At 41.6% G+C, this 21,876-nt stretch carries 12 protein-coding genes; 7 read left to right on the top strand and 5 right to left on the bottom strand.

Going from position 1 to position 21,876, the window contains the following annotated elements:
- Nucleotides 1-3: 3 nt before the first annotated feature.
- Together QWZ08_RS18330 and QWZ08_RS18325 are read right to left on the bottom strand one after the other, a co-directional pair.
- The gene (locus QWZ08_RS18330; RefSeq protein WP_290338976.1) at nucleotides 4-3,093 is read right to left on the bottom strand and encodes a SusC/RagA family TonB-linked outer membrane protein; all 3,090 of its coding nucleotides are present in this window, start codon (nucleotides 3,091-3,093) and stop codon (nucleotides 4-6) included.
- A gap of 221 nt (nucleotides 3,094-3,314) precedes the next feature.
- A complete protein-coding gene (locus tag QWZ08_RS18325) occupies nucleotides 3,315-6,707 on the bottom strand; it encodes a VCBS repeat-containing protein (RefSeq protein ID WP_290338975.1) in 3,393 nt (1,130 codons plus the stop codon).
- A 204-nt stretch (nucleotides 6,708-6,911) separates the two neighbouring features.
- Between QWZ08_RS18325 and QWZ08_RS18320 the strand changes: the two genes are divergently transcribed.
- The 6 genes from QWZ08_RS18320 to QWZ08_RS18295 all read left to right on the top strand — a co-directional run bounded on the left by QWZ08_RS18320 (nucleotide 6,912) and on the right by QWZ08_RS18295 (nucleotide 17,106).
- The gene (locus QWZ08_RS18320) at nucleotides 6,912-9,278 is read left to right on the top strand and encodes an alpha-L-rhamnosidase-related protein (protein ID WP_290338974.1); all 2,367 of its coding nucleotides are present in this window, start codon (nucleotides 6,912-6,914) and stop codon (nucleotides 9,276-9,278) included.
- 113 nt (nucleotides 9,279-9,391) lie between these two features.
- A complete protein-coding gene (locus QWZ08_RS18315; protein WP_290338973.1) occupies nucleotides 9,392-9,850 on the top strand; it encodes a DUF3237 domain-containing protein in 459 nt (152 codons plus the stop codon).
- A gap of 67 nt (nucleotides 9,851-9,917) precedes the next feature.
- The gene (locus tag QWZ08_RS18310) at nucleotides 9,918-10,406 is read left to right on the top strand and encodes a DinB family protein (protein ID WP_290338972.1); all 489 of its coding nucleotides are present in this window, start codon (nucleotides 9,918-9,920) and stop codon (nucleotides 10,404-10,406) included.
- 346 nt (nucleotides 10,407-10,752) lie between these two features.
- On the top strand, nucleotides 10,753-11,640 hold the full coding sequence (locus QWZ08_RS18305; protein ID WP_290338971.1) for a sugar phosphate isomerase/epimerase family protein: 888 nt from the start codon (nucleotides 10,753-10,755) through the stop codon (nucleotides 11,638-11,640).
- 222 nt (nucleotides 11,641-11,862) lie between these two features.
- Nucleotides 11,863-14,256, top strand: coding sequence for an alpha-L-rhamnosidase-related protein (locus tag QWZ08_RS18300; protein WP_290338970.1), 2,394 nt, complete (start codon nucleotides 11,863-11,865; stop codon nucleotides 14,254-14,256).
- 147 nt (nucleotides 14,257-14,403) lie between these two features.
- Entirely contained in the window at nucleotides 14,404-17,106 is a 2,703-nt protein-coding gene (locus tag QWZ08_RS18295) for an alpha-L-rhamnosidase (RefSeq protein WP_290338969.1), read from the top strand.
- A 191-nt stretch (nucleotides 17,107-17,297) separates the two neighbouring features.
- On the opposite strand, the gene QWZ08_RS18290 is transcribed toward QWZ08_RS18295, so the two are convergent.
- Nucleotides 17,298-17,900, bottom strand: coding sequence for a hypothetical protein (locus tag QWZ08_RS18290; protein ID WP_290338968.1), 603 nt, complete (start codon nucleotides 17,898-17,900; stop codon nucleotides 17,298-17,300).
- A gap of 194 nt (nucleotides 17,901-18,094) precedes the next feature.
- On the opposite strand from QWZ08_RS18290, the gene QWZ08_RS18285 reads away from it, so the two are divergent.
- A complete protein-coding gene (locus tag QWZ08_RS18285; protein WP_290338967.1) occupies nucleotides 18,095-20,725 on the top strand; it encodes a DUF5916 domain-containing protein in 2,631 nt (876 codons plus the stop codon).
- A gap of 14 nt (nucleotides 20,726-20,739) precedes the next feature.
- On the opposite strand, the gene QWZ08_RS18280 is transcribed toward QWZ08_RS18285, so the two are convergent.
- Both QWZ08_RS18280 and QWZ08_RS18275 read right to left on the bottom strand, forming a co-directional pair.
- Nucleotides 20,740-21,279 (bottom strand): lysozyme inhibitor LprI family protein, encoded by a 540-nt coding sequence (locus QWZ08_RS18280; protein WP_290338966.1) that lies wholly within the window; start codon nucleotides 21,277-21,279, stop codon nucleotides 20,740-20,742.
- 85 nt (nucleotides 21,280-21,364) lie between these two features.
- Nucleotides 21,365-21,856, bottom strand: a complete 492-nt coding sequence (locus QWZ08_RS18275; RefSeq protein ID WP_290338965.1) for a TlpA family protein disulfide reductase — start codon at nucleotides 21,854-21,856, stop codon at nucleotides 21,365-21,367.
- Nucleotides 21,857-21,876 lie beyond the last annotated feature (20 nt).

Raw genomic sequence — 21,876 nt, 5'->3', positions numbered from 1 at the left:
CTTTTAAAAATTAAAGTTTGCACCAATGGTTAATGATCTTGCGGAAGGGTATTGCGCCACATCCACTCCTCTTTGTTTGTTACCATCAGTATAACCCAATTCTGGGGTGTATCCCCTGTATTTGGTAAGATAAAAAGCATTATAGCAACTGGCATACAGCCTGATTTCAGGGAACTGCACGTTGCCAATTTTAGGTTTTGAAAATGTATAGCCAACGGATACATTCTTTAATGCGAGGTAATTGCCTTTTTCAATCCAGAGGTCGGAAGAGCGATAATTTTGGTTGGCGTTTGCCCTTCCAAGACGTGGAATGGTATTGCTTGTACCTTCTCCATGCCAGCGGTTCAGGGATTCACTATACATGTTAAATACCTGGGTTGCATCCAGCCCGGCCATTCTATCTGCATTGTATAATTCAAACCCAAATGCACCTGCAAAAGAGAAATTAAAATCAACCTGTTTATATTGCAGACTACCATTGATGCCCAATACCATTGACGGATTAGGATCTCCCAGGTAAACCCTGTCTTTATCATTCACAATACCATCACCATTCAAATCACGGAATCTTACATCGCCTGGCCTGATATTGGCTTTGTTGGGATCGTTGCTGATATTGGCATCCTTGTCAATATCGCCCTGGTTCTGATACAAGCCATTTGTTTTAAATCCATAGAAAGAAGCAATGGGCTGTCCTTCATAAGTACGCGAAGTTTCCAACGATTCCCTGCCATAAAAAACGGAACTGATGTAATCAGAATTGGTGCCATATAAAAGGGTCACTTTGTTTTTTATAAAAGAAGCATTGCCCCCGATGGAATAAGTCAGTTCACCTGCTTTGTTCTGGTAATTCAGATCTACTTCAATACCGCGGTTATTAAGTGTGCCGATGTTTTGATTTGGAATGGTAACATTACCGCTGCCATAAGACAGGTTCACATTGGCACCGTAAGTTTCAACCAATGAATAGGGAATCAACATGTCTTTGGTATTCTTGTCGAACCAGGTAAGCGTACCGGTCAGATGGTTTTTCAGCAACCCGAACTCGAGACTTATGTTTTTCATTTCTGCTCTTTCCCAGGTAATATTTGGATTGGCAAGACTAGTTACAAAAGAACCGTCAACAACATTGGTGGCTGATCCGAAAGCATAGTTGATACCGCCGCTTCTGATAATGGAGAGGTATTGAAAATCGGGAATATTTTGATTACCCAATTGTCCCCAGCCGGCAGTCAGCTTCAGGTTATTGATAAAGTCAACACTGTTTTTGAAGAATTTTTCGTCGGATATACGCCAACCTGCAGAAACGGCGGGAAAGTAACCCCAACGGCTGTTTGGTGGAAATTTGCTTGATCCGTCGGCACGCATAGTAGCCGTTAAAAGATACCTGCCCATAAAGCTATAATTTGCCCGGGCGAAGTAGGACATCAACCCTGCCGCCCCACGGCTGCCACCTGAGAATTGGTTGGCGCTGCTTCCATTGTCCAGTATGCGGTGATCATCAGCCGGATCAGTATAACCTCTGCGTTCTCCATAATAACCATCGTTTTTAAATGACTGGGCAGAATAACCTGCTGTAACATTCAGGTTGTGCACTTTTGCAAACTGTTTGTTATAGGTAAGAAACAATTCATTCAATAAAGAACTTGACTCGGCATAACTGCGTCTGAGTGAAGCAAGTCCGTTTACCCTTGTCTGATCTGGCGTTGCAATACTAAAATTGTACCCGTTATAACTATTGTAATCGTACGCTATATTGGCCTTAAATTTTAACCCGCTGATAATATCGATTTCAGCAAAAGCATTCGCAAGCAGGTGATTGTTTTTATTAAACTGGTCTGTAGTGGCTGCAGTAAAAACAGGGTTATTGATATCGCCCAATTCGTTGCTAGCTTTGGAACTGCCCCAGCTGCCATCTGCATTTAAAACAGGGATAGCAGGATTAAAACGCAATGCTGACCAAACAAGCCCGGCCTGTGTAGACCTTGTATCAAGCCCACTGTTATTGGTGAAAGAGTACAAAACATTCTCGCCCACTTTTAGCCTGCTGCCAACTTTATGTTCAGAATTAATTCTTGCACTGTATCTTTTAAAAAATGAATTAGCAATCATTCCTTTTTCAGCATAATAGTTACCAGAGATACTGTAGGTGGAAACTGCATTGCCACCTCTTACCGCAACATCAGCATTGGTTACTTTACCAGTTCCAAACAGGGCACGCTGCCAGTCGGTGCGCTGCGTAGAATAATTGGCATCATTCCAGATAGATGGAACAGGCAGATTATCGTTTGTAAACTCCTCTTTTTTTAAGGTTACCAAATCAGGTGCTGTAAGTAATGATAAATATTTAATGGGGTTTGAATTACCGGTATATACGTTTACCGAAGTTTTCAATTGTTCGCCATATGTACCTTTTTTGGTGGTGATTAAAATAACCCCATTGGCAGCACGTGTTCCATAGATCGCAGATGCAGAAGCATCTTTTAGTATTTCCATAGAAGCAATGTCGTTGGGACTTACATCATTCAACCCCCCAACGGGTACACCATCTATTACAACCAACGGATCAGAATTATTGATGGTACCTGTACCGCGGATTTTTATGTTTGGCACGCTACCCGGCGCACCGTCATTCCGGATGATATCAACTCCTGAAGCACGTCCCTGCAAGGCTGCAGCAGAGCTGCTCACCGGAAGGTTTTTAAAATCATCCCCTTTTACGGTACTGATGGTTCCGGTAACATCCCGTTTGCGCTGCGTGCCATATCCAACTACCACCACGTCTTTTAGTGAACCGGCTGCGGCCTGAAGTGAAATATTTAAAGCAGATTTACCGGACACGTTTACGACTTGTTTTACGTAACCCACCATGGTAAATTCAAGCTCTGTTGAACCTGAGGGCAGGGAAATAACATATTTGCCCCTGGAATCTGTTATCACTGCGGTTGAAGAGTTTAACGCAGTAACAGTGACGCTCTGTAAACTGTTACCGTCCGCATCTGTTACAGTGCCCGTTATTGTGCCCTGTGCAAAAAGCAAACTGCTGAAGAACATGAGTAAGACAGCCAATGACAATCTCTTGTTACATCTCATTTGTAGATAGTTTTGGTAATAAAAAAATATTGAACCCGTTGTGTTACCCAATAATGTTCAATAAACACTTTTGGTTCCGCAAGTTAAATGCCTTGAACTGATTTGAATGTTTTTAAATGATTAATATTTGTTGTAAAAGCAAAGGCCTTAAATTTCCCGTATAACCAACACGTAAATATGTAAACTTAATTTTAGTTTCGCGCTAATCTGCAGGCATTTATTTACTCAACCGTTTTCGTAATTGCCTTTACTTTCATTACTTCCTCAGGATTTGTTCTAACAACCTGAATGCGGTTTTTTGCTTTTGCAGCAATGAGCAGGAGATTCTTTTCAGTCTTTATGCTGATAAGATTGCGTACATCTCCGTTAACATTAAGCCCTGTTTTTTCATAAGGCACCGGTGAAAAATTGCCCTTACCGTCACCCTTTAACACCAATCCTAAGCCTGCATCTAACGGACCAAGGTTTACACGAAACGGGAAGAAATTGCCAGCCAGTACAATGTCTTTATTACCGTCTTTATCTAAATCAACAGCCACCAAACCGTTGACTGCACTGATTTGTGCCGCAACGGGTAATGGCCTGATGGTAAATTTTCTGCTGCCCTCATTTTGTAAGTAAACAGACTGCAATGTTTTTATTGTTACTGTCTTCGCTTTATCCAGTTGTTCTTTTGTAAAGATGTCCTGCAATTGTGCGTCTGCATAATCAGCATATAATAAAAACTTTTTTTGGATCGCCGGGATCTGATCCGCCAATTCATCTTTTGAAAAATAAGGATAACTTTTTCCCTGGTTGTAATAACAAAGAATAGGATCCATCATACCATTGCCATAAAAATCGGCATAGGTAATAGTCAACGGTTCAGTAGCACTTGCCTTTAGTTGGGTGTTGGTACCAAGATTACCAATTACCAGGTCAGTGTCTCCGTCTTTATCAAAATCATCTGGCAGTATGCGGCACCACCATCCCTGTGTATCTGCTAATCCATAAGCCGTTGTTTGGTTAGAAAATATGCCATTGTGATTTTCAAAAATAGTAACCGGCATAAATTGTCCAACCACTATTAAATCTTCCCATCCATCTTTATTCAGATCCAGCCATACAGCGTCCGTAACCATACCGGGATAAACAAGGCTTGAATCTTCTTGAGTTACGTCTTTTATAAACCTGATTTCTCCGGGCTTGCTTACATTTTTGAGCATAAAGCTTTCTGGTGCAACAGGAAAAATACCCGGCGATAATTTGCCACCCACATATAAATCTGGCAAACCGTCCTTATTATAATCAGCGGCACGGGCGCATCCGCCACTTACCGTTTCTGCGGGCAGTGCATTGGGCAGTCTGCTGAAATTACCATGACCGTCATTTTCAAAAAAGCGGTCCTGGTAATTCTTGTTATTTAAAAAGAAATCAGCACCGCCGCTTACCAGGAACAAGTCCGCATCGCCGTCTTTGTCCGCATCAAAAAACAATGCATCCGTATTGGTGAAATTTTTATCGTTATTCCATGGCTGGCTCAGTGAAGGGATAAACTGACCCGATTTTGTTTGCAGGTACAAAACACTTTCTTGTCCCGCAGATGCACCAATAAAAACATCTTCCAATCCATCCCCGTTCACATCTGCTTTGGTAATACAGGGCCCTGTTTTCGAAAGCTGGTAGGGTAGTAGTGGCGATATTTTAAAATCGACAAAGGCAGATTGCTGATGCGTAAAATCAATTCCTGTAGCAGCAGTAACATCTTGAAACCACAGGTTAGATTTAGGGATTTGCTGTGTATCATTTTTAGCCATGGCATCACTTTCATTAATTGTAAGCAACGTATCCGCCTTTGTATTACTTATTAAAGTCTCTTTACCTCCGGGCCACTTTATTGTGATGGATTCAATCAGGCTGTCAGGCCCCACTCCAATATGCATTACCGGATCAACAGAAGATTGAAAGCCACGGGTTAAATACTGCTCCTGCAGTTGGCTGTTGTGAGCCGTTTTTACATATACTTTCGCCCCGATGCCTTGTGAGTTTTTTTGCGCTCCCCTGAACTTCAATTTCAGGTAATGCGCCTGCGTGTTATCGCTTGCATTGTTTTTATAAATAGTAGCAGCATCATTCAGGTTGTTGATCACCAGGTCAAGATCGCCGTCATTGTCCAGGTCAGCATAGGCGGCTCCGTTGCTAACCGATTTTTTGGTAAGGCCCCAGCTGCCAGTCACATTTTTAAAAGTGAGATCATGATTATTTTGAAAAAAATAGTTGGTAAGTTTGGTTGAGGGCATCTTTTTTATCAACTCCCACATTTCTTCTTTACTGCCATTGGTACTGCCCACTTTTGAAGTATAACCCGAAGTATATTTTACAAAGTCCAGATTGGTGATGTCTTTGTTCAACCCGTTTGAAATAAACAAATCTTTCCATCCATCATTATCAAAATCCGCCAGCAGGGGAGCCCAGCTCCAGTCAGTGTTTGAAACACCTGCCAACTGCCCGACCTCGCTGAAAACCGGTGTGCCACTACTATCGATGCCATTATTCAGCTGCAACGTATTGCGCATTTGCTGGCTGTGAAAACCAGTATTTAAGCGCATATTGTATTTGTCATAGGTGTCGGCTCCTTTTAATAATTTTTGCCGGTGGTTATCTTCCGGCAACATATCCATCACCATGATATCCGGTTTGTCATCGTTGTTATAATCAGCGATATCACTGCCCATTGCAAATTCAGAAATATGGCTGGCAGCCTTTGTTAGTACCTCACGAAAACTGCCATCATGGTTATTCAGGTATAAAAAATCTCTTTCATCATAATCATTGGTGACATATATATCAGCCCAGCCATCATTATTAATATCGCTGACGGCAACGCTTAATCCAAAATTAATTCCGCTTCCGTCAATGTGAGCGACAGTACTGATGTCAGTAAATACGCCACCATCATTCCTGTACAAACGGTTGCCAAATTTCGGATGTCTTGTTGACCGCAATTTTGTTGTATTAAAATCCGGGTTGTAAAACATATCGGCATGGTTGACCATAAACATATCTAGATCACCATCATTGTCCATATCAAAAAAGGCGGCAGTAGTAGTGTAGGTTCCGGGAGCATCCAGCCCATACTGCTTTGCGCTTTCTGTAAAAACAGGAATGCCATTTTTTACACCGTTGTTAATATACAATTCGTTCGCCCTTTCAGCATCGGTGCCTGGGCCGGAATAACACACATAAATATCCAGCAACCCATCTCCATTAACATCTACCATCACCACACCAGTCTTCCATTTATTTCGGCCGGTTGTTCCTGAGGCTGCAGTGATGTCTTCAAATTTAAAACCGCCTCTATTTAAATATAATTTATTGGATGTCATATTGCCCGTGAAGTATATGTCTGCAAGCCCGTCATTGTTAACGTCGCCCACGGCAACACCGCCGCCATTATATAAATACTCGTACGTGAGAATATTGTAATCCTTGTCTTCTGTGATATCATTTCTGAAATTGATATGGGTGCCTGCTGCTGGCATTTCTGAAAACATAGTTTTGGTACGCTGCCTGCAGGAGGCTGCCGCCATCAATACAAAAAAAATAAGCAGACTTTGACGAAATGAGAATTTCATAAAATTATTTAACGAGCCAACACCGGTATCAGCTGGTTATTTTAACTGCGAAAATAACAAATGGAAGGCGATAAATTTTATGGTGATTGAATTGCGCTTATAAAGGGATAAATAAAATCTGAGGATACTACAGTTGTTTTCATCACGATAAAACCCTACTTTCAATGATCAACAACCAAACGATTATTTTAATTTAACCCAGCAATGAACCGTATACTGCTACCTACAATCGCCCTGCTCTTCAACACTTTTTTTGCAAACGCACAACTGACTACCATCAACCCGACCCTGCTAAAAAAACAGTGGCCCGCTAACTGGATATCCTGTCCCGGCATCTCGCAAAGGGAATATGGTGTTTACCACTTTCGGAAGTCTTTTAACCTGGATAAAAAGCCGGATAATTTTATTATTCATATTTCAGCAGATAACCGCTATCGCTTGTGGGTAAACGGTTCACCTGTTTGCAGCGGCCCTGCACGGGGCGATTTATACAACTGGTTTTTTGAAACAGTTGACTTATCATCTTACCTGCAACAAGGACGCAATACCATTGCAGTTATGGTTTGGAACCTGGCGATATACGCACCAACAGCACAGGCAAGCAGCCGTACAGGATTAATTGTACAGGGAGATCAGTCAGCGCAGGCTGTAGTTAATACCGATGAAACATGGAAGGTAGTAAGAGATGAAGCTTACACAGTATGCGCACTGGAAGATGGCAGCTATCATCGGGAAGTAGGAGCGGGAGATCATGTAAAAGGAAGTGTTTACCCCTGGAATTGGCAGCAGGTAAATTACCCTGACGAAAAATGGTTAGCAGCGACAGCTTCCTACAATGGCCTTACGTTTGGCAACGGCAGCGGCAATATGTGGATACTGGTGCCGCGGACAATACCATTGATGGAAGAACGCCAGCAACGGATTCCTTTAATAAGAAGAGCAGCAGGTATTGCAAATGATGCTGATTTTCTCACAGGAAAAAAATCCTTGACTATTCCGGCCAATCAAAAAGTAAGCATCCTGATGGATCAGACTTTTAACACAGTAGCTTATCCTGAATTAATAACAAGTAATGGCAAAGGAGCCCTGGTAAAGATCACTTATGCCGAAGCATTGAAAGATACAGCGGAAGAAAAGGGGAACCGCAACGACATAGAGGGACGTACTATTATGGGTACCTACGATGAATACGAACCAGATGGCGGTCACAACAGGCTGTTCAGGCCGCTTTGGTTCAGAACATACCGTTACATGCAACTGGATATAACCACGAAGGATGAACCGCTGGTGATTGAGGATTTATATGGACGTTATACTGGCTATCCGTTTGAAGAAAAAGGAAGTTTTAGCAGCAATGATACTTCATTGAAAAAGATTTGGGAAGTGGGATGGCGCACCGCCCGGCTTTGTGCGGGTGAAACTTATTTTGATTGTCCATACTATGAACAGCTGCAGTATATTGGTGATACCAGGATACAGGCACTGGTGTCATTGTATGTTGCCGGCGACGACAGGCTGATGCGCAAAGCCATCAATGATTTTTATAACTCCAGGGTACCGGAAGGACTAACGCAAAGCCGTTATCCTTCTACAGAATTACAAATCATTCCACCATTTTCCTTGTATTGGATCAGCATGGTATATGATTATTATATGCACCGGAAGGATGATATTTTTATTGAAAAGTATCTGACGGGGATGGCAGGGGTACTGGATTGGTACGAAAAAAATATCGACAGAAAGAAGCAAATGCTGGGGCCCATGAAATGGTGGAATTTTGCAGACTGGAACACGGCTTTTGATGGGGGCAGGCCTGACGGCGCCGATGATGGTAATTCATCGGTCATCACTTTGCAATATGCCTATACACTCCAACAGGCAGCTATTTTATTCAGTCATTTTGGTAAAACAACAATGGCGGCGCATTATTCAGCATTGGCCAATTCGCTTACGGCTCATACTTACCAGTTGTGTTTTAACCCAGTCAAAAATGAAATGGCCAATACACCAGACAAAAATAAATTCAGTCAGCATGCCGGTATTATGGCCGTGCTCACGGGGGCAATACCTGCTACCAAAATAAAGACGGTAATGCAGCAAATTTTATATGATACCAGTTTAAGCCAGGCCACTTTTTATTATCGTTTTTATCTTACGCAGGCTCTAAAAAAGGCGGGCATGGCAGATGTATATTATTCACAGCTAAAACCCTGGCGGGATATGCTGGCAATCGGCTTAACCACCTTTGCTGAAAATCCGGAGCCCTCCCGTTCCGATTGCCATGCCTGGAGCTCCAGTCCCGATTACGATTTTCTTGCCACCATTTGCGGCATAATGCCTGGCAGTGCAGGATTTGCGACTGTTAAAATTCAACCTGCTCTAGGGGAATTGACTAGTGTTAATGGCTCGATGCCCCATCCGTTGGGTAACATTCTTGTTTCGCTTAAAAGAAAAAATGTAAACGGTATTGAAGGAGTGGTGACCCTGCCGGCAGGTTTAAACGGAAGTTTCGTTTGGAAGAATAAAACAATTTCATTAACAAGTGGCATACATACTATTGAAATTAATTAACCAAAAGCTGTAATTTATATTCAGTGAATGCGTTAAAAAAGAATAATTTTTATAGCAAATAAAATTACCATGCCCGTTGTGTTCTTATTTGCTTCGCAGCAAAAACAGATCAAATGAACAGACTTCAACTTGAATATTTTGGAGAGCTTAAAATAAATGTAGCAGCACCAAAGCCTACAGACGAAACTGGAATCGGCCACAGCAATGTTATCCCGCTTACCGGTGGCACTTTTAATGGTCCGAAACTTCGGGGTATTATTTTACCTGGCGGGGCAGATTGGCAGTTAATCAAGGATGCAGAAGTAGCAGAAATCAATGCCCGCTACACTTTGGAGGCAGACGATGGTACGCTGATCTACATTTCGAATAAAGGGATGAGGGTTGCCAGCCCGGAAGTGCTAAAGAAAATTTCCAGCGGAGAAGTAGTACCACCTGATGCTTATTATTTCAGGACTGTCCCTGTATTTGAAGTAGCAAAAGGAAAATATGACTGGCTGATGAAATCTCTCTTTATTGCGAAGGGGATCCGCAATCCTGATAATGTGACCATACAGGTTTGGTGTGTTTTATAAACTGACAAAGGCTCTGGTTACTACGATGTTCAAAATAATAGCACACATATATTAACTAAAACAGGCAATGTCGCAAAATAAAAAGCAGGCCGCTATTAAGGCAATACTGGGTGAATATCAGAAGGCAGTGAATGCATTGCAGGAACTTATCATGCCCCTGGACTCCCTTACATTAACAACAATTGTAGACGCAGGTACAACGGATGCGGATTGCCGGTCTATTCAAACCATACTGGCTCATGTTGTCCACTCCGGATACGGTTATGCTGTCTATATCCGCAAGCATAAAAATTTTCCGGGCAATAGACCTGAAAAGGAACTACGCTTAACAGCCGTAGAATACAAAAGCGATCTCGACAAGCTGCTGCGATTTACTGACAGAACCTTCGGGGAAATTACTGACGATGAGCTGGAAGAAATGAACAACGAAAAAAAGTTGCTTACCGGCTGGGGCCAGCACTATGATATAGAACAAATGATGGAACACGCGATAGTACATGTTTTGCGACACAGGCGGCAGATAGAAAATTTTGTAGAAATCATTAAAGTACGCTAGCAACAAATATGGACAGCATCCTTTGAAGATATTGTATTCTGCTAAAAACAATGTGAATAGATCAGGAAATTTTTATACGGGTCTTATATAGCATATCTCCTGGAACAAGAACAAAAGAAAATTTTTATTTTTTTGCGAAGAAACAACTGACTTAGTGCCATCACGGTAAAAAAATCTTATAATTAATGTTCATTTAATAGCATAAAGAAAAAATGATACGAAGCAGGGAACGGAGAACTGGATTTTTTAAACCGCTTGCATAAGATGTTTAGTAACAGGATAAAAAAACCTTCCTGTTTCATTACAAATACAGAACTTAGCAACTCAAAAATTTAAACGATTTCATATGAAGAAACTGATCTTGCCTGTACTCGCACTTAGTACAATATTGGCTGCCTGCAATAACGGTACACAAAAAACGACCACTGAAAGCGTTGACAGCACAGCATCCACCTCTACGGTTGATCCTGCCAAAGACTGGAAATTTGGTGTTGCCCTGTGGACATTCCATACTTTTAATTTCCCGCAATCGCTGGACAAAGTGGATAGCGCAGGTATCGTTTACATCGAGCCTAATACATTTCATAAAGCCGGACCTGAATTAAAAGATACACTCGTTGGCCAACTGTCGCTTGCCGGTATTGATAAACTAAAAGCGCTGATAGGGCAAAAAGGCCTGAAGATGGAATCCATTTATATCAATGGAGATTCCACTATTCTCTCCTGGAAAAAACAATTTGAGATTGCCAAACAGTTTGGCGTGCAGTTCGTCACCACCGAACCGCCATTAAACATGTGGGACAGCATCGATAGCCTTGCAGGTGCATTTGGTGTAAAGGTTGCTATTCATGAACACTGGAAAGGCATGAGCCACTACTGGAATCCTGATACGGTATTGCTCGCCATCAAAGGTCATCCAAATTTTGGAGCCTGTGCAGATTTAGGCCACTGGCCAAAAAGTGGCATCAATCCGTTGGAAGGCATCAAAAAATTAAGCGGTCACATTATCGGCATACATTTAAAAGATATAGCAAAATATGATGACCCGACATTAAGAGACGTTCCGGTTGGTACGGGTGTTGTTGACTTTCCAGCCATTTTTGCAGAGTTGAAAAAGCAAAATTTCAAAGGCCATATTTATATTGAAAGAGACGCGGAAGATTTGCCAAGCAATCTTCCTTCAGTAATTAATACAGTGAAATATTATAATGACCAGATTGCAAAGCTGAAATAAATTATTAAATACAAATGATGCGAAGCGGACAATATTGTTTACAATTTTGTTTCTGCTTCGCATTTTAATTTGTTTGAAAATATTGCAATCGATAGATGATGATTTTAAAAGAATCAGAAAGTCTAACGTAATTTGAATTGTTCCCAAAGACGATATCAAAATTTAGTTTGCTTACCCTTCGATCGCACACGATTATTAATTTACACTTGCTACCTTCAATTTATGAATGCAAACTCACGTGTCGTTACACTTATTTTAAGCCTGTTTTTTTATAGTACCACCCAGGCGCAAATCCTCAGCGAATCATTGATGCAACACCCATGGAAAGCCCAATGGATTGCGGCGAAGTATGCGCCGCCAAAAGAGTACGGGGTTTATAAATTCCGTAAAAACTTTGAGCTAACGGCAAAGCCAGCTTCTTTTGTGGTGCATGTATCCGCAGATAACCGGTATAAATTATTTGTAAATGAACAATTGGTTTCTCTCGGGCCTGCAAGAGGTGATTTATATTTCTGGAATTTTGAAACAGTGGACATCGCCAGCTATTTGCAGGCTGGTAAAAATACAATTGCGGCATTGGTTTGGAATGATGGCAAGCAAAAGCCCGAGGCGCAGATTACTTATATGACAGGTTTTATTTTGCAGGGCAACAGCGGTGCGGAAGAAATAGTCAACACCAACGCAACCTGGAAAAGTATTAAAGACAGTAGCTATGCACCGCTTGAAACACATGTTCCCGGTTACTATGTGGCAGGTCCGGGGGAAGTGGTACAGATGAAAGATCATGTGAAGGGATGGCAACAAATAAACTATGATGACAGCAAATGGCAATCATCCAGGTCAATTGGCAGTGGCTTAACAAAGGATGCAGCACGAGATTCAAGAGGGTGGATGCTGGTGCCATCTCCCTTGCCACCAATGGAATTAAAAATGCAGCGCTTATCTGCTCTGCGCAAGACAGAGGGCATCCCCGCGCCAGTCAATTTTCCCGCGGTAAAAGCAGCTTTTACCATACCTGCCAATACAACCGCAACCTTATTGTTAGATCAGGGCTTTTTAACCAATGCTTATCCCTCACTGCTTTTCAGCAAAGGCAACAATGCCGGCATTTCCTTGTCTTATGCCGAAGCTTTATACTCAAAGGGAAATGAAAAAACCAAATCGGGCAGGGGAAAGGGTAACCGCAATGACGTAGATGGAAAAATCTTTATTGGTAAAATAGACAGCATTGTTGCAGATGGATCAGACGGACAACAATACACATGCCTCTGGTGGCGCACTTACCGTTACATACAGCTAAGGGTAACAACCAAAGATGAAGCGCTTGTAATTGATGATATCTATGGCACATTCACCGGCTATCCTTTTGTGCAAAAAACAAGTTTTCACTCGGGCAATGCAGTGGATGATAAAATACTGGAAATTGGCTGGCGTACCGCAAGGCTTTGTGCTTTTGAAACCTATATGGATTGTCCTTTTTATGAACAGTTGCAATATATAGGTGACGCCAGGATACAGGCGCTTGTTACATTGTACAATACCAGCGATGACCGCTTGGTAAGAAACGCGTTAACGCTCATGGATCACAGCCGCATTGCGGAGGGCATTACCCTGAGTCGCTACCCGACAGATCTGCAGCAACAGATTCCAACTTTTTCTTTGTGGTGGATTGGTATGTTGCACGACTACTGGATGTATCGCCCGGATGCCATTTTTATAAAAGACAAACTACCGGGAGAACGGCAGGTATTGAATTTCTTTCAACATTATCAAACCGCCGATGGCTCTTTAAAAGATGTGCCTTACTGGATTTTTTCTGATTGGGTAGAGCATCGCAGGGGCTGGGATTATGGACAGGCGCCCATCGGTAAATCAGGCTATTCAGCCGTGCTGGATCTGCAGTTAATGTGGACATACAAAGTGGCTGCAGAAATGGAAGCTGCCATCGGTTTTATGGATTATGCAAAACTCTATAACAGGAAAGCGGCACAATTAAAACAGACCATTCAAAAAAAATACTGGGATAAAACGAGACTGCTGTATGCAGATACAGAAGATAAAGATTTGTTCTCTCAGCACACCAACTCACTGGCCGTTCTTGCAGGCATGATCACCAGAAAAGAAGCAACTGCATTGGGTGAAAAATTATTATCAGATACATCCATGGCACAGGCATCTATCTACTTTAAATATTATTTGCACCAGGCACTGATAAAAGCAGGCCTTGGAAATGACTATTCAAAATGGCTGGGCAAGTGGCAGGAAAACATTGATTTGGGGATGACCACCTGGGCCGAGATGTCGGACGTCAGCGGCACCCGCTCTGATTGCCACGCCTGGGGCAGCAGCCCAAATATTGAATTTTATAGAACTATTTTAGGGATTGATTCTGATGCGCCCGGCTTTGCGAAAGTGAAGATAGAACCGCATCTGGGAAAGCTTAAGAATGTCAGCGGATCAATGCCGCATCCGAATGGCATAATAAGTACCAGCTATAGAAACGAAAACAATAAATGGACAGTTGAAATCAGTCTTCCTGTTAATACTGCAGGGTACTTGGTATGGAAAGGAAAAACATTGCTTTTAAAAAGCGGCGTAAATAAGTTCAACTTTTAATTCCTTCATAATAAGAGATGGGGTTAAATTGTAGGTTAATTCTGCTGATGTCGAACAGGCAATTGCATGTCATGACAGCACAGGATAGTTATCAATGCGTTATCTTGTACTTTCACCAATCATTACACAATCAACCTTATACTTGCCATGAAAAAAATTACTTTCTCTGCTCTCCTTCAATTATGCCTGCTCATGAGCTTTGCGCAAATAAAAGTGCAGGGACTATTGACTGAAAATTTTACCAATCCCATTGCGCTTGGTGTACAAGCTCCACGGTTTAGCTGGCAACTTGTTGCAGAAAAAAGAAACACAATGCAAACCGCATACGAGATCAATGTAACTACCGACAAAGGATCTGCATGGAAATCAGGAAAAATTTCAAGTGGTCAGTCTGTACAGCTGAATTATGCAGGAAGCCCTTTACAAAGCGATCAAAAATATACCTGGAAAGTAAGAGTTTGGGATAACAATGGCAAAGCTTCTCCCTGGAGTGAAGCAGCTTCTTTTAAAATGGGATTGCTGAACACCGCCGACTGGAAAGCCAAATGGATTGAAGCCGGTTATGTTGAAGACTCCATTAACAGGCCCGCCATCTTATTCCGCAACCAGTTTGCATTGGCTAAAAAAATAAAATCAGCCACTTTGTATATTACCGCACATGGTATGTATGAAGTACAGTTAAACGGAAAACGGGTAGGGGATGCTTACCTGGCACCGGGCTGGACAAGTTATAACAAGCGCCTGCAATACCAGGCTTACGACGTTACCAATATGCTTAGCAACGGCAACAATGTAATCGGTGCAACTGTCGGTAATGGCTGGTACCGTGGCTTTTTGGCGTGGGATGACAACAAAAATATTTACGGCAAAAAATTAGGTTTGCTGGCTCAGGTGAATGTGGTATATACTGATGGCACAAGAGAAGCAATCGTTACTGATGATAAATGGAAATCAACCAACAGTGCTATCAAGTCAGTTGAGATTTATCATGGCGAAACCTTTGATGCAAGAGAGGAAAAAAATGGCTGGGCTGCGACAGGTTATAATGATGGCGGATGGAAAGGCGTTAATTTATTAACGACCACATTTGATAATTTGATCTCTACCGAAAATGAGCCGGTAAGAAAGCATGAAACATTTAAAGCCATTAAAGTAATCACGACGCCATCCGGTGAAAAAGTACTTGACTTTGGACAGAACCTCGTAGGGTGGGTAATTGTAAAAGCCAAAGGAAATGCAGGCGATAAAATTGTGATCAAACATGCGGAAATACTGGATAAGGCAGGCAATTTTTATACAGAAAATCTGCGAGCTGCAAAAGCAACCGCCACTTATATTTTAAAAGGTGGAGCAGAGGAAACTTTTGAACCGCATTTTACCTTTTATGGTTTTCGCTACATTAAGCTAGAGAACTATCCCGGTACAATAAATCCCGATAATTTTACAGCGGTTACTTTATACTCAGATATGAAGCCGACCGGCACATTTAGTTCTTCCAATGCTTTGGTAAACCAGTTGCAGCACAATATTCAATGGGGACAAAGAGGAAACTTTTTGGACGTGCCCACCGATTGCCCGCAACGGGATGAACGCCTCGGCTGGACAGGTGATGCGCAGGCTTTTTCCAGAACAGCGAGCTTTAATTTTGGGGTAAATAATTTTTTTGATAAGTGGATGAAAGATGTTGCGGCCGATCAGTTAGCCGATGGCAGAATACCACATGTTATCCCGAATGTACTGGGGCCGGACAATGGCGGATCTGCAGGCTGGGCCGATGTTGCAACAATTATTCCCTGGAACATGTACCTCGCTTATGGAGATAAAAAAATACTGGAAACGCAGTACCCCAGTATGAAGGCATGGGTTAAATTTATGACTGATAAAAGTAAAAACGATTTGTGGAACATAGGTTTTCATTTCGGCGACTGGCTGTTCTATCGTCCCTTTGATGACAATGATGGACGATCAGCTGTTACGGATAAATATTTAATCGCCCAGTGCTTTTATGCCAACTCGGTACAGTTGCTGATCAATACCAGTAAAGTATTAAATAAAGCGGACGACGAAGCCACCTATACCGCATTATTGAAGCGTGTAAAAGATGCCTTTTTAAAAGAGTATGTTACACCTAGCGGCAGGTTAGTATCGGGTACGCAAACAGCATATGTGCTGGCTTTAAATTTTGATATGCTGCCCGAAAATTTACGCAAACAGGCAGCTGAAAGACTCGCTGAAAACGTAAAAAGTTATGACACACATTTAACTACAGGTTTTTTAGGTACGCCTTATTTGTGTCATGTGCTTACAAGATTTGGCTACTCGGATATTGCATATAGTTTGTTGCTTCAGCAGGATTATCCAAGCTGGTTGTATCCTGTAAAAATGGGTGCTACAACTATCTGGGAAAGATGGGACGGACAAAAGCCCGACAGTACTTTTCAAACACCCGGCATGAACTCTTTTAACCATTATGCTTATGGCGCAATCGGTGACTGGATGTACCGCCAAATGGTAGGATTGGATACCTACGAAGATGGTCCTGGCTACAAGCACATCAGGGTTAAACCACATGTAGGCGGCGGATTCACCAATGCATCAGCCTCTTTGCAAACTTACTACGGCACGTTTAGCAGTGGCTGGAAAACAGAAGACAATAAAATTTTAATGGACGTGGAGATACCGGCCAACACAACAGCAACCATATATGTACCGGCGACCGCTGCAACAGCTGTGACAGAAAACGGGAAAGCGGTTTCAACTATAGCGGATATTAAAGTTTCAGGAACAGAAGAAGGATATGTTTTGTTGCAGGTAGGTTCAGGTAAGTATCATTTTGTAATCACGAAATAAAAATTGATAAGCTTAGAACAATGATAGAGTAAAGAACTAAAATATTTGAAAGCTTACTAAAGTGGCCGCGTATATTAACTTATACACGGCCACTTTATTTATGCCCCGTTCTTGTGGTTATAATTTAACGATGCAAAAATTATATAATCAGTTTTATCAATTATCAGCTATGCCGCAATTAAACCACTGCATCATTGTAAAACCGGGTTATTGCCTGACACTTTAATGGTTTCAAGGTGATATTTTTCACTTCGCCGGTGTGTTAATTGATAGCTGTGCTTTAAAACTATACCAACCAGCACAGCACCGGCTGCAATACCAAGCTTGCTGCCAAGGTGTGTAAAATCGTGGTCTATGATGCAGTTCACAACGTTTAGTGAAGCATAGCCGATACCCAGCGCCCTGAAAAGCCAGCCCGATTTTATCCAGTACCAGTGCTGGTGGCCACCGTTTCTTGTAATGCTAAAACGTTCGTCCGTAAAATCAATTTGAACTCCTCTTTTGGGCAATGAGAATATATCCGTTACCGCAAAATGGTAACCACCTACATAGGTAGTATCAGAGCCCATTGTATAATACCTCACCATTACCTTGGTAAAATAAAAAGAATCATTTTCAATTTTGTTGATAATGCCCTTCATCCATTCCCTATTATTTAACTGAAAACTGATATAAGAATCTTTATAAAAATACTGAACAATGCGGTCGCCTTTTTTCAAAACCAGTATATCGTTTTGCGCATGCAGGATCAAAGTGCAAAAGTTGAAAAATAAAAGGATTGACAGTTTAGCCATGGGGTGTAAATATATACCAGGTAGCATGTTGGCCCCCTCAATGATATGTTAAACTAAGTACATATTTCATCTTGCAGCAAATACATATGGTTCTGCTGTGAATTTTTTTCATACATTTTTATGTAGCAGCTTGCTGCAAAAACCTTCATTATTTTTTTAGGAACAAAGTTGCTTTGTCAATATTTTTGCTGCGTATGTTCAAACTTGCTGCCCTGTTTTTTTGGTTCAATATTTATTGCGGTTATGGGGTATTTGCTACGATGAATCCTTTTCCTTCGCATCCTTCAAATGATTCATCAAAGCCTAAACCCGTTTATACCACCACCCGGTTGGTGGGCGAAAAACCCAAACTGGATGGTGTACTGAATGATGCATGCTGGAACACTGGTGAATGGGCCGGCGAATTTAAACAATGGATTCCTGCCGAAGGAAAGCAACCTTCTCAATCAACTTTTTTTAAAATTTTATACGACGATGAAAATCTTTACGTAGCGGTAAGGGCAGTCGATCACGAGCCAAAAAAAATTCAACGTAAGGCTGGCCGCAGGGATGAATTCGCAGGAGATGTCATTGGTATTTGTTTTGACAGCTACCACGATCACCGCACGGGATTTGAGTTTGACGTAACTGCGGCAGGACAGAAATATGATGCCATCTTAACCAATCCAATGGTAGGCGATGCCAACTGGAATGCCGTATGGTACGCAAAGACAGCCATGGAAGATTCTGCCTGGACGACCGAAATGCGCATACCATTAAGCCAGTTGCGTTACAGCAGCGAAAAGAACCAGGTATGGGGATTGCATTTCTGGCGGTGGATAAATCGCCTGCAGGAAGAAAGTGATTGGGAGCAACAATCTTTCACCGGGCCAGGTATGCTGTATTTATTTGGTGAGTTAAAAGGCATCAGCAATTTGCCGAAATCACAAAGGATAGAATTGCTTGTATCAGGATTGAGCAAAATGAAAACCTTTCAAAAAGATCCCAACAATATATTCGCCAGCAAGGGCCATGTATCCAGCAGCACGGTCGGGCTCGATGCTAAAATAGGTTTGTCAAGCAACTTCACGGTTGATCTTTCCATCAATCCCGATTTTGGCCAGGTTGAAGCGGATCCTTCGGTGATGAACCTAACTGCGTTTGAACCGTTGTTTGAAGAGAAGCGCCCTTTCTTCCTGGAAGGAAAAAATATTTTTAGTTTTGATATTGATGATCTCAGTCTTTTTTATTCAAGACGCATTGGCCATGCACCTTCCTACATGCCTGGGCTGGGCCCAAATGAATATCTTAAAATGCCTGACAACACGACCATTTTAAGTGCAGCCAAATTAAGCGGCAAAACGCAGAAAGGCCTGTCTGTAGTGGTACTGCAAAGCTTAACTGCCAATGAAAGAGCAAGCATTAGCACGCCGTCTGGTGGTAAAAAAGTTACCGTTGAACCACTGACGAATTATTTTGTTGGAAGAATGCAGCAGGATTATCGAAACGGCAACACCGTGCTGGGAGGCATCTTTACATCTACCAACCGCTTCTTCAGTGATCCGCATTTAAATTTTATAAACCACAATGCATTTACCGGCGGACTTGATTTGCTGCACCAGTGGAAGGACAAGGAATTTTTTGTGGATGCAAAAGTTACCGCCAGCAATATTAACGGATCAACCGAAGCAATCAGTGATTTGCAATTGTCGTCTGCCAGGTATTTTCAGCGGCCTGATGCTTACCGTTTCGATAGCACCCTTACACAACTGTCAGGGATTGGCGGTAAAATAAAAATCGGCAAGGGCAGCAAGGGATTGTGGCGTTATTCAACAGATCTCACCTTTCGTTCCCCAACACTTGAATTGAATGATATTGGGTATATGCAAACGGCCGATCTGATTAAACAAGGCAATGCCGTTTCTTATTTTGTAAATACGCCGGTAGCTGTTTTCCGCACTTATACCATTGGCTTAAAACAAAACAATAACTGGGATTTCAAGGGGCATTATTTATCTTCCGATTATACCTTAACGACTTACCTGGAATTTTTAAACAGGTGGAATGTTACCTCTGCCCTGAATCATATTTCACAGTCGCTCGACATACGCCAGTTAAGGGGTGGGGAGGCCTTGCTCATACCGCCGAGTTGGATGGAATCAATATTGGTTAAATCCGATTTTGCTAAAAAAGTCGCCTTCAATTTCCAGGGCAGTTATTTTTTTGAGAACAAAAGAGGGAAGTATTTCCTGGTAAGCCCGGGTATAACCGTACAACCTATAAATACACTTAAATTGTCGCTCAATTTAAATTATACTTCCAATATGGATCAGCTGCAATACACAGATGCTTTTTTCAGCAGCGGAAAGCGGGCGCCTGTTTTAGCCCGGATAGATCAGCATGACCTGGGTGCAACTTTCCGTATTGACTACAATATCACCAACAACTTATCGCTGCAGTATTATGGCAGCCCGTTTGCTTCGGTTGGTAAATTCAATAGCTTTAAAAAAGTAGTGCAGCCTAAAAATAGTATTTACAGTAATAGGTTTCAGGCTCTCTCAACTTCTGTTTTACAAAGTGACAATTACCTGGTTGATGATAATGGCGATGGAGTTACCGATATAATCATTCACAATCCTGATTTTAATTTTTACCAGTTCAGGTCCAACTTTGTCTTCCGTTATGAATACCGTCCGGGCTCGCAGTTATATTTCGTATGGAGCAACGACAGAACCAATTTCATTAACCCCGGCAGCAATTCTGTAACAGACATACACAGCCAGTTATCAAAAGTTTTTCCCACCAATATCTTTTTGGTGAAGTTGAATTACTGGTTTGATTTGTAAATTCAGCAACTGTGCTATTCGTTTTGGGTAGCTCGTATAAAATGGCCGAAAATAGCAACTGTTCTGCTTTTTACCAGGTTTAGGTAAGCTGAGGATTCTGTAAGTTGTTGCATTGTTCCACCACCTGCGTATGCCTCTTTACTGATGGTCTCAACCAAACTGAATTCACTGTCCCTGAAAGCAATCCAGTTTTTTTGTGCCTGGATCAGCACTTTTTTATCATCACCTTTTAAGGCTGCCAATAGCTTTTTATAGTATTTATTCAGCAGGCTGTCGCATAATTTTGCTGTTTCATAAGTCGCATCTGCCATACTGAAATCAGCAAAATTAGATGCAAGATGTTTTTCAAATAACAATTCAAGCCTGAATGTATCCAGTGTAAATTCTATTTGAACGATATTGAATTTCGATGCTTTTAACCGCTGTTCCAGTTTCGGAATTTCTTTTTCTACATCCTGTTTTATTTTCTTTTCCAGTTCTGCCGTTGTTTTTGATTGAGCTGCAGTTATTGCGCACATTAAGATGAATACAATAAACAGTATTGGATGTTTCATACTTGTTGATTTACTTTAAACATTACATGCTATTTTTTTATTTAAAGTAATTAATTTAAAAATGCAGAACTTAAAAATTGCAGGGTTATTGAATTATCTCTCTAATAGCCGCAGAAAGTTCATTTTCATTAAGAGCCGATTTTTTTGCAGTAACCAATTCTCCGGCAGCATTATAAAAATAAGTTACAGGCACAGCTTCAATACCTAAATCGGTAAATGGTTTAGATGAGTGAACATACAATAACTGGCAATTATTTTTTTGCCTGAAGGCTGCTATTTTTTCTGGTGATTCATCTGAGATCAGAACGATATTGACCTTGTCGCCAAATTGCTTTCCTGCCTTTTCAAAACCTGGAATTTCCTGCAGACAAGGCCCGCACCAGGTGCCCCAAAAATTAAGCACCATCGGTTTGTTGGCTAAATCGCTTAAGGCAATTTCTTTTCCATTCAGGTCCTGCAATACAAGACCCATTGCATTGATTGAAGGCGGCGTGTTGTGTTTGATTTTTCTTTCTATGAGAAATCCGACTGCAATAAGCAACGCAACAAATAACAATACCATCCTGGTTTTGCTCATACTTTTGCTATTATGTGAAA

The organism is Ferruginibacter paludis, assembly GCF_030409685.1.
In the GTDB taxonomy this organism is placed as follows: Bacteria; Bacteroidota; Bacteroidia; order Chitinophagales; family Chitinophagaceae; genus Ferruginibacter; species Ferruginibacter paludis.
The sequence above is the reverse complement of the archived record's forward strand: the minus strand, read 5'-3'. Positions and strand labels throughout refer to the sequence as shown.

What these genes read in the sequence shown, in the direction of transcription:
- QWZ08_RS18300 (WP_290338970.1), top strand. Translation starts at nt 11,863, where the DNA reads ATGAATGCAAACTCACGTGTCGTTACACTTATTTTAAGCCTGTTTTTT.
- QWZ08_RS18275 (WP_290338965.1), bottom strand. Translation starts at nt 21,856, where the DNA reads ATGAGCAAAACCAGGATGGTATTGTTATTTGTTGCGTTGCTTATTGCA.
- QWZ08_RS18315 (WP_290338973.1), top strand. Translation starts at nt 9,392, where the DNA reads ATGAACAGACTTCAACTTGAATATTTTGGAGAGCTTAAAATAAATGTA.
- QWZ08_RS18285 (WP_290338967.1), top strand. Translation starts at nt 18,095, where the DNA reads ATGTTCAAACTTGCTGCCCTGTTTTTTTGGTTCAATATTTATTGCGGT.
- QWZ08_RS18320 (WP_290338974.1), top strand. Translation starts at nt 6,912, where the DNA reads ATGAACCGTATACTGCTACCTACAATCGCCCTGCTCTTCAACACTTTT.
- QWZ08_RS18305 (WP_290338971.1), top strand. Translation starts at nt 10,753, where the DNA reads ATGAAGAAACTGATCTTGCCTGTACTCGCACTTAGTACAATATTGGCT.
- QWZ08_RS18310 (WP_290338972.1), top strand. Translation starts at nt 9,918, where the DNA reads ATGTCGCAAAATAAAAAGCAGGCCGCTATTAAGGCAATACTGGGTGAA.
- QWZ08_RS18330 (WP_290338976.1), bottom strand. Translation starts at nt 3,093, where the DNA reads ATGAGATGTAACAAGAGATTGTCATTGGCTGTCTTACTCATGTTCTTC.
- QWZ08_RS18325 (WP_290338975.1), bottom strand. Translation starts at nt 6,707, where the DNA reads ATGAAATTCTCATTTCGTCAAAGTCTGCTTATTTTTTTTGTATTGATG.
- QWZ08_RS18295 (WP_290338969.1), top strand. Translation starts at nt 14,404, where the DNA reads ATGAAAAAAATTACTTTCTCTGCTCTCCTTCAATTATGCCTGCTCATG.
- QWZ08_RS18280 (WP_290338966.1), bottom strand. Translation starts at nt 21,279, where the DNA reads ATGAAACATCCAATACTGTTTATTGTATTCATCTTAATGTGCGCAATA.
- QWZ08_RS18290 (WP_290338968.1), bottom strand. Translation starts at nt 17,900, where the DNA reads ATGGCTAAACTGTCAATCCTTTTATTTTTCAACTTTTGCACTTTGATC.